The 8,170-nt window shown below is 70.0% G+C and carries 6 protein-coding genes; 4 read left to right on the plus strand and 2 right to left on the minus strand.

Annotated elements, in window-relative coordinates:
- Positions 1-260: 260 nt before the first annotated feature.
- Positions 261-1,268 (minus strand): LacI family DNA-binding transcriptional regulator, encoded by a 1,008-nt coding sequence (locus EYA84_RS21135; protein ID WP_131054782.1) that lies wholly within the window; start codon positions 1,266-1,268, stop codon positions 261-263.
- A gap of 139 nt (positions 1,269-1,407) precedes the next feature.
- On the opposite strand from EYA84_RS21135, the gene EYA84_RS21140 reads away from it, so the two are divergent.
- From EYA84_RS21140 to EYA84_RS21155, 4 genes are read left to right on the plus strand one after another with little or no spacing between them, the layout of a single operon-like run.
- Complete coding sequence (locus EYA84_RS21140; RefSeq protein ID WP_131054783.1) at positions 1,408-2,715, plus strand: extracellular solute-binding protein; 1,308 nt, start codon at positions 1,408-1,410, stop codon at positions 2,713-2,715.
- The gene (locus EYA84_RS21145) at positions 2,712-3,716 is read left to right on the plus strand and encodes a carbohydrate ABC transporter permease (protein ID WP_131054784.1); all 1,005 of its coding nucleotides are present in this window, start codon (positions 2,712-2,714) and stop codon (positions 3,714-3,716) included. The genes EYA84_RS21140 and EYA84_RS21145 overlap by 4 nt, the downstream gene beginning before the upstream one ends.
- A 1-nt stretch (position 3,717) precedes the next feature.
- Positions 3,718-4,578 (plus strand): carbohydrate ABC transporter permease, encoded by an 861-nt coding sequence (locus tag EYA84_RS21150; protein WP_131054785.1) that lies wholly within the window; start codon positions 3,718-3,720, stop codon positions 4,576-4,578.
- A gap of 60 nt (positions 4,579-4,638) precedes the next feature.
- Positions 4,639-6,969 (plus strand): beta-glucosidase, encoded by a 2,331-nt coding sequence (locus tag EYA84_RS21155; protein ID WP_131054786.1) that lies wholly within the window; start codon positions 4,639-4,641, stop codon positions 6,967-6,969.
- A gap of 61 nt (positions 6,970-7,030) precedes the next feature.
- Here the strand turns inward: EYA84_RS21155 and yidC are convergent, their stop codons facing one another.
- The gene (gene yidC, locus EYA84_RS21160; protein ID WP_394347595.1) at positions 7,031-7,948 is read right to left on the minus strand and encodes a membrane protein insertase YidC; all 918 of its coding nucleotides are present in this window, start codon (positions 7,946-7,948) and stop codon (positions 7,031-7,033) included.
- Positions 7,949-8,170: the final 222 nt, after the last annotated feature.

The raw sequence follows: 8,170 nt of genomic DNA on the forward strand, positions 1-8,170 counted from the left end.
GCCTCGACCGGCACCGCGGCGGCGGCGGTGACGGCCAGCAGACCGGTCAGCATCGCGGCGGTGAGCCCGACCACCGTGGCGCGGCGGAGCCGTCTTCCTGCACTGCTCATGACAGGTTCTCCTATCGAAGGAGCGTGCGCCGGTCACGGTGGGTGTCCGTACCGTTTCGGCGCGATGACGTTCTTCAGGAGCCGGTAACCGGGCCGGTGATACCTGTCGTCAGATGGTGCGAGGACGGGCGAATGCCCCGCCGGGCGGCGTCAGGCGGGGAACGGGCGGCAGGAGGCGCGGACCACGAGTTCGGTGGGGAGTCGGATGTGGGAGTCGCGCTCCACACCGGCGATCAGGTCGACGAGCAGCCGCAGCGCCTCGGCGCCCATCCGCTGGATCGGTTGCATGATGGTGGTCAGGGGCGGGTTGGTCAGCGCCGACTCCGGGACGTTGTCGAAGCCGATCACGGAGACGTCGTCGGGTACCGACAGGCCCATGCTCTGCGCCACGTCGATGGTCGAGATGGCGGAGAGGTCGTTGCCGGCGAAGACGGCGGTCGGCCGGTCGGGGAGGGCGAGCAGTTCGGCGGCGGTGCCGGCGGCGCTCTCGATCCGGAACCCACCGACGCGGACGAGCCGTTCGTCCACGGTCACGCCCGCGTCGGCCATGGCCTGCCGGAAGCCCGCCTCGCGCAGGCGGGACGACTCCAGGTCGGCGCGGCCGGAGATGTGCCCGATGCGGCGGTGGCCGAGCGAGAGCAGGTAGTTGGTGGCGAGCACGGCACCGGCGAAGTTGTCGGAGTCGACGGTGGGCAGGCCGGACGGCCCGGTGTGCGGGTCGACGGCCACCACGTGGAAGCCCTGCTTGGTCTCCACCACGGTGGGGGTGACGATCACGGCGCCGTCGATGAGCGTCCCGGAGAGCCGGGCCAGGGAGCGTCGTTCCCAGCCGACGGCGGCACCGGCCACGTCGCCGCTGGAGTACGCCAGCAACTGGTAACCGGTGCCGGTGACCTCCGACGAGGCGCCCTTGAGCAACTCGGTGGAGAACGGTTCGAACTCGGCCACCAGAATCCCCAGCACGTTCGTACGGTGGCTGCGCAGGCTCTGCGCGCCGAGGCTGGCCTCGTAGCCGAGTTGGTGGATGACCTGCTGAACCCGCTCCACGGTCGCCTGCGCCACGCCGTACCGGCCATTCACCACCTTGGATACAGTCGCGACCGAGACGCCGGCCGCTCGGGCCACGTCCGACATGTTGACACGCTGCGGGAACGCCACGCCGACGATGATAGAGGGCTCGACGAGCGCTGCCGACGGCGAGTCGAAAACGTTATCGACACCGATTGACACTGAGTTACACGGCTGTAAAACTCGCCGGCAGGCCGAGCACCGCGACTGATACGTCGAGGAGATACCGATGGCTTTGAAGCGCCGCGTAACCACCGCCATAGCGCTGTCCATCACCACCGCACTGCTTGCCGCCGGATGTGGCGGCGGGGGTGAGTCCGAAGCTCCGGAGAGTGAGCTGTTCAAGAACCCGGTGACCCTGACCTGGTGGCACAACGCCTCCCAGGACGGGCCCGGCAAGACCTACTGGGAGAAGGTCGCCGCCGACTTCACCGCGCTCCACCCCACGGTCACGATCGAGATCGAGGGGATCGAGACCAACCAGCTCCAACGCACCCGGCTGCCCGCCGCGCTGCTGAGCAACGACCCGCCGGACATCTTCCAGGCGTGGGGCGGCGGCGAGATCCGCGAGCAGGTCGAGGCCGACTACCTCAAGGACATCACCGAGCAGGCGAAGTCCGAGGTCGACAACATCGGTAGCGCCGCCGAGATCTGGCAGGTGGACGGCAAGCAGTACGGTCTGCCGTACCGGATGGGCATCGAGGGCGTCTGGTACAACAAGGACATGTTCCAGCGGGCCGGCATCGCCGCCCCGCCGACCACGTTCGAGGAGCTCAACGACGCGGTCACCAAGCTCAAGGCGATCAACGTGATCCCGATCGCGCTGGGCGCCGGTGACAAGTGGCCCGCCGCGCACTGGTGGTACAACTTCGCCCTGCGCGCCTGCTCGGTGGACACGCTGAAGAAGGCCAGCGCCGAGACGGTCTTCGACGACCCGTGCTTCGTGAAGGCCGGCCAGGACCTCAAGGCCTTCATCGACACCAAGCCGTTCCAGGACAACTTCATCGCCACCCCGGGTCAGAACGACCCGACCAGCGCCAACGGTCTGCTCGCCAACGGCAAGGCCGCCATGGAGCTGATGGGCGACTGGAACAAGGGCTCGCTGGAGACGGTGACCAACGACAAGGAGGCGCTCGACAAGTTCATCGGTTGGTTCCCGGTGCCGGCGATCTCCGGCTCCGCCGGTGACCCGAAGGCGGCGCTCGGCGGTGGCGACGGTTTCGCCTGCGCCAAGAACGCCCCGGGCGAGTGCGTCGAGTTCCTCAAGTACATCGTCAGCCCCGAGGTGCAGAAGGGCTACGCGCAGACCGGCACCGGCCTGCCCGTCGCCAAGGGTGCCGAGGACGGCGTCCAGGACCCGGCCCTGCGCTCCATCCTGGAGGCGACCACCGGTGCGACCTACGTGCAGCTCTGGCTGGACACCGCGTTCGGCAGCACCGTCGGTAACGCGATGAACGACGCGATCGTCGCCATCTTCGCCGGCAACGGGACTCCCGAGCAGGTCGTCGAGGCGATGAAGGCGGCCGCGCGCAAGTGACCGCCACCAACCCCACCACACTGGACCCTGCCGGCGGTGCCTCCGCGCCGCCGGCGGGGCTCCGGCCCGTCCGGCGCCCCTCGAAGGACCGGGCCGCCGAGACCCGACGCAAGTGGTACGAGATCATCGGTCTCACCACCCCGGCGATCGTCGTCTACGTGACGTTCGTCCTCGTACCGATGGGCTTCGCGCTCTACTACAGCCTCTTCCGCTGGCGTGGAGTCGGACCGCCCACCGAGTACATCGGGTTCGACAACTACGTCATGGCGTTCCAGGACCCGATCTTCCTCGACGCGTTGCGCAACAACGCCATCATCGTCTTCGGCTCGCTGCTGTTGCAGGGCCCGGTCGCCCTCGGCGTGGCCCTGCTGCTCAACCGGCACTTCCGGGGCCGCACCCTGTTCCGCCTGCTGGCCTTCGTGCCGTACGTGCTGGCCGAGGTCACGGTCGGCATCATGTGGAAGCTGATCCTGACCCCGAACGGCAGCCTGGACGCGCTGCTCCAGTCGATCGGGCTGGGCGGCCTGGTGCAGGCCTGGCTGGCCGACCTGGACATCGTCATCTGGACGCTGCTGTTCGTGCTTACCTGGAAGTACGTCGGCTTCGCCATCATCCTGCTGCTCGCCGGCCTGTCCAACGTGCCGCAGGAGTTGAACGAGGCCGCCGCCATCGACGGCGCGAGCTGGTGGCAGATCCAACGGCACGTCACCCTGCCGCTGCTCGGCCCCACCATCCGGATCTGGATGTTCCTGTCGATGATCGGCTCGTTGCAGGTCTTCGACGTGATCTGGGTGACCTCGGTGCCCGCCGTCCGCTCGCTCGGGGCCTCCGCCACCATGGCCACCTACATGGTGGACAACGGGTTCTTCGCCCGGCTGTGGGGGTACGGCAACGCGGTGGCGGTGATCCTCTTCGTCATCTCGTTCGTCGCGGCACTGCTGTTCCAGCGGTTCCTGCTGCGCCGTGACATCCAGGGTGCCACGACCGGAAGGGCGAACTGACGTGACCGCCAACGCCACCCTGTCCCCGTCCCGCCGGCGTCGCCCGGTGTCGTGGGGCAATCCCCTCACCTACGGGCTGGCCCTCGCGGTCGCGGCGGTGTCGATCGTCCCGGTGCTGTACGTCATCATCGGAGGCTTCCGCACCACCCCGCAGATCGTCGCGAACCCGGCCGGTCTGCCCGACCCGTGGGTCTTCGACAACTACGCCCGGGTGCTGACCCAGAGCGGCTTCTGGACGCAGGCGTTCAACAGCGCCGTGATCGCGCTGGGCACCACGCTCGGCGTCGTCCTGCTCGGGGTCTGCGCCGCGTTCGTGCTGGCCCGCTACACCTTCCGTGGCCGTGAGGTGCTCTACACCTTCTTCACGCTCGGCCTGCTCTTCCCGGCCGGCGCGGCGATCCTGCCGCTCTACCTCATGCTGCGGGACATGAACCTGATCAACTCCTACTTCGCGGTGATGCTGCCGCAGATCGCCTTCGCGCTACCGTTGACGATCGTGATCCTGCGGCCCTTCCTCTCCGCGATCCCGCGCGAACTGGAGGACGCCGCCGCGATCGACGGCACCGGCCGGCTCGGGTTCCTCTGGCGCATCATGCTCCCGCTGTCGCGGCCCGCCCTCGTCACCGTCGGGATCCTCGCGTTCGTGGCGAGCTGGAACGCCTTCCTCCTGCCGCTGCTCGTCCTCGGTGACGCCAGCCTGCACACCCTGCCGTTGGGCGTGCAGAACTTCTCCAGCCAGTACACCTCGGACACGGCCGGAATCCTCGCCTTCACCTCGCTGGCAATGCTGCCGGCACTACTTTTCTTCACGTTCGCCGAAAAGCAGATCGTCGGTGGCCTGCAGGGCGCGGTCAAGGGCTGAGCGGCGCGGCCGGACGAGAGCCGACGCGACGCCAGCACAACACAAAGGGGAAAGCACAGCATGACTGAGGTCCACGGCGTGGTCGGCGCACCGGTCCCGGCACAACCGGGTCCGGGCCACGACCGGCACGACCGGTCCGACCGGCCGGACGGCGAGGCACGGGTCCGTGAGCTGCTCGGGCGGATGACCATCGAGGAGAAGGTCGCCCAGCTCGTCGGCTTCTGGGAGAAGGAGGACGGCGAGACGGTCGCGCCCTTGCAGGGCGAGTTCGCCGACGTCGGCAAGCTGGAGACCTTCTCCCGGCACGGGCTCGGGCACCTCACCCGGGCGTACGGCACCCGGCCGGTCGACGCCGAGGCCCGCGCGTCCTGGTTGTGGAAGTTCCAGTCCGACCTGGTGACCGGCACCCGGCTCGGCATCCCGGCGATCGTCCACGAGGAGTGCCTCACCGGGCTCTCCGCGTGGAAGGCGGCGACCTACCCCACCCCGCTGGCGTGGGGCGCCGCCTGCGATCCGGAACTCGTCACGGAGATGGCCGAGGCGATCGGGGCGTCCATGCGGGCGCTTGGCATCCACCAGGGGCTCTCCCCGGTGCTCGACGTGATCCGTGACCCCCGCTGGGGGCGGGTCGACGAGTGCATCGCCGAGGACCCCTACCTCGTCGGCACGATCGGCACGTCGTACGTGCGGGGACTCCAGGCGCAGGGGGTGCTGGCCACGCTCAAGCACTTCGCCGGCTACTCGGCCTCCCGCGCCGGGCGCAACTTCGCCCCGGTGCACGCCGGTCCCCGGGAGCTCGCCGACGTGCTGCTGCCGCCGTTCGAGATGGCGATCCTGGACGGCGACGCGCGGTCGGTCATGCACTCGTACGCGGAGATCGACGGCGTACCGGTGGCGGCCGACCCGACCATGCTGACCGGGATCCTGCGGGACCGGTGGGGCTTCGACGGGACGGTGGTCGCCGACTACTTCGGCGTGGCCTTCCTGAACCTGCTGCACCACGTCGCGGCCGACAACGCCGACGCGGCGGTGCAGGCGCTGACCGCCGGCGTCGACATCGAACTGCCGACCGGCGACGCCTACCTGACGGTGGCCGAGTCGGTGCGGTCGGGCCGGCTCGACGAGGCGGTCGTGGACCGGGCGGTGCTGCGGGTCCTGCGCCAGAAGGAGGCGCTCGGGCTGCTCGACGCCACCTTCGACGACGAGCCGCAGCCGGTCGACCTCGACTCGCCGGAGCACCGGTCCATCGCCCGCCGGCTCGCCGAGAAGTCCGTCGTCCTCGTCGCCAACCAGGGCGTACTCCCGCTGCCGGCCGGGCGGCGGGTGGCGGTGGTCGGGCCGAACGCGGACCGGGAGGGTGCGCTGTTCGGCTGCTATTCCTTCCTCAACCACGTGCTGGTCCAGCACCCCGACGTGGAGACGGGCATCGAGGTGCCGACTGTCCTCGCGGCGGCCCGGGCCGAGTTCGGCACCGACCTGGTGAGCTGGGCGCGGGGCTGCGACGTGGACTCCGAGGACCGGTCCGGCTTCGACGAGGCGGTGGCCACCGCCGCCGCGGCGGACGTGGCGGTCCTGGTGGTCGGCGACCACGCGGGACTGTTCGGGCGTGGCACCGTCGGCGAGGGGTGCGACCGGGAGGACCTGGAGCTGCCGGGTGTCCAGCGGGAGCTGGCCGAGGCGGTGCTGGCGACCGGTACGCCGGTGGTGCTGGTGCTGCTCACCGGTCGGCCGTACGTGCTCGGCTGGGCGATGGACCGCTGCGCGGCCGTGGTGCAGGCGTTCTTCCCCGGTGAGGAGGGGGCGGGCGCGATCGTCGGGGTGCTCTCCGGCCGGGTCAACCCGTCGGGGCGGCTGCCGGTCAGCCTGCCCGGATCGGCCGGGGCGCAGCCGTTCTCGTACCTGCACCCCACCCTCGGCGAGGGCAGCGAGGTGACCAACCTGCCGGCGACCCCGGTGGCCTCGTTCGGTCACGGCCTGTCCTACACCACCTTCGAGTACGCCGACCTGACCGTCCCCGCCACCGTGCCGACCGACGGGGCGCTGCCGGTGACCGTCCGGCTCACCAACACCGGTGCGGTGGCCGGCGACGAGGTGGTCCAGCTCTACGGTCGTGACCTGGTCGGCTCGGTGACGCGGCCGGTGGCCCAGTTGCTCGGCTACCGCCGGGTGCACCTGGAGCCGGGCCAGTCGGTCACGGTCGAGTTGACGGTGCCCACCACCCGCCTGGCCTTCTCCGACCGCAGCCTCACCCGCGTGGTGGAGCCCGGCGACGTCGACCTCTGGGTGGGCAGCAGTGTGCGCCGGGACGCCGAGGGGCGTACCACGCTCGTCGGTGACACCGCCGTGGTGACCAACGCGTCGCCGCGCTGGACCACCACCGACGTGCGCTGACGTCTGTCACCGGTGATCCCGGTACGCCGCCCGGCAAGGGGGCGTACCGGGATCTCGGCGTCTATCGGCCGCGTGTCGCGCCCCGGCGGGCGGTGGTCGGCTTCGCGCCCGGCCGGGGTGCGAGCGACCGGGCCGGGGGTGTGGCGCGGGCCGGGGTGGCCGTGGCTCCCGCCTTCGGCGTGCCGCTGGTCGGCGGCGGGTACTTCCGGAGGACCCAGGTCTGCTGGGCGAGGGAGAACAGGTTCGTGGTCACCCAGTAGATGATCACTCCGATCGGGAAGATCAGACCCGAGACGAGCAGCGAGAACGGGATGCCGTAGAGCATCAGCCGCTGCACCATCCGCTGCTGCGGGTCCTCGGCCCAGCCGGTCCGCAGGATCATCTGCCGGCTGCTCAGATAGGTCGTGGCGATCATCGTGACGATCAGGATCGCGGCGACGATCCGGACGGTCGTGCCGTCCGCGCCGAGCAGCGACAGCTCCTGCGCACCGGACCGGAGGCTGGCCGCGATCGGCGCGCCGAACAACGTCGCCGACGAGGCGCTGTCGAACTGGGTTACCGTCCAGCCGTACAGCGTCTTCATGTGCTCCGGCATGGTCGGCTTGAGATGACGCAGCACGTGGAACAGGCCCAGGAAGACCGGGATCTGCACCAGCATCGGGAGGAAGGCCGTCAGCGGGTTGGCCTTCTCCGTGCGATAGAGCTCCAGCAGCTCCTTCTGCATGGTCTCGCGGTCGTCCTTGTGCCTCTCCTGGATCTCCTTGACGCGCGGCTGGAGCGCCTGCATCGCGCGCTGCGACTTGATCTGCCGGACGTAGACCGGGAACAGCACACCCCGGACGGTCAGCACCAGGAAGACGATGCCCAGCACCCAGGCCCAGTCGGTGCCGAGCGCGGCGGCGTCGCCGAAGAGCATCTGCCAGGCGCCGTGCCAGAAGAGCAGGATGCCCGAGATGGCACCGTAGACGACGGCCATCATCGGGCTGAACAGGGCGCTCACCGGAGGGCTCCGGCAGCGTACGGTGAACGGGAAACGGATGAATCGGACATGCGGGTACCCCTCGGAACACGACGACGACTGGTGACGGGCGGAACGAGTCAGCAGCGGTCGCCGAGGAGCGGCAGGTGGAGCGAGCGACGGTGAGCGCTCAGACGACCGCGAGGGTCGCGGTCGGTGCCCGGGGGCGGGCCCGGCCGGCGG

The organism is Verrucosispora sp. SN26_14.1, assembly GCF_004307965.1.
Classification (GTDB): domain Bacteria; phylum Actinomycetota; class Actinomycetes; order Mycobacteriales; family Micromonosporaceae; genus Micromonospora.

What these genes read in the sequence shown, in the direction of transcription:
- EYA84_RS21140 (WP_131054783.1), top strand. Translation starts at nt 1,408, where the DNA reads ATGGCTTTGAAGCGCCGCGTAACCACCGCCATAGCGCTGTCCATCACC.
- EYA84_RS21155 (WP_131054786.1), top strand. Translation starts at nt 4,639, where the DNA reads ATGACTGAGGTCCACGGCGTGGTCGGCGCACCGGTCCCGGCACAACCG.
- yidC (WP_394347595.1), bottom strand. Translation starts at nt 7,948, where the DNA reads ATGATGGCCGTCGTCTACGGTGCCATCTCGGGCATCCTGCTCTTCTGG.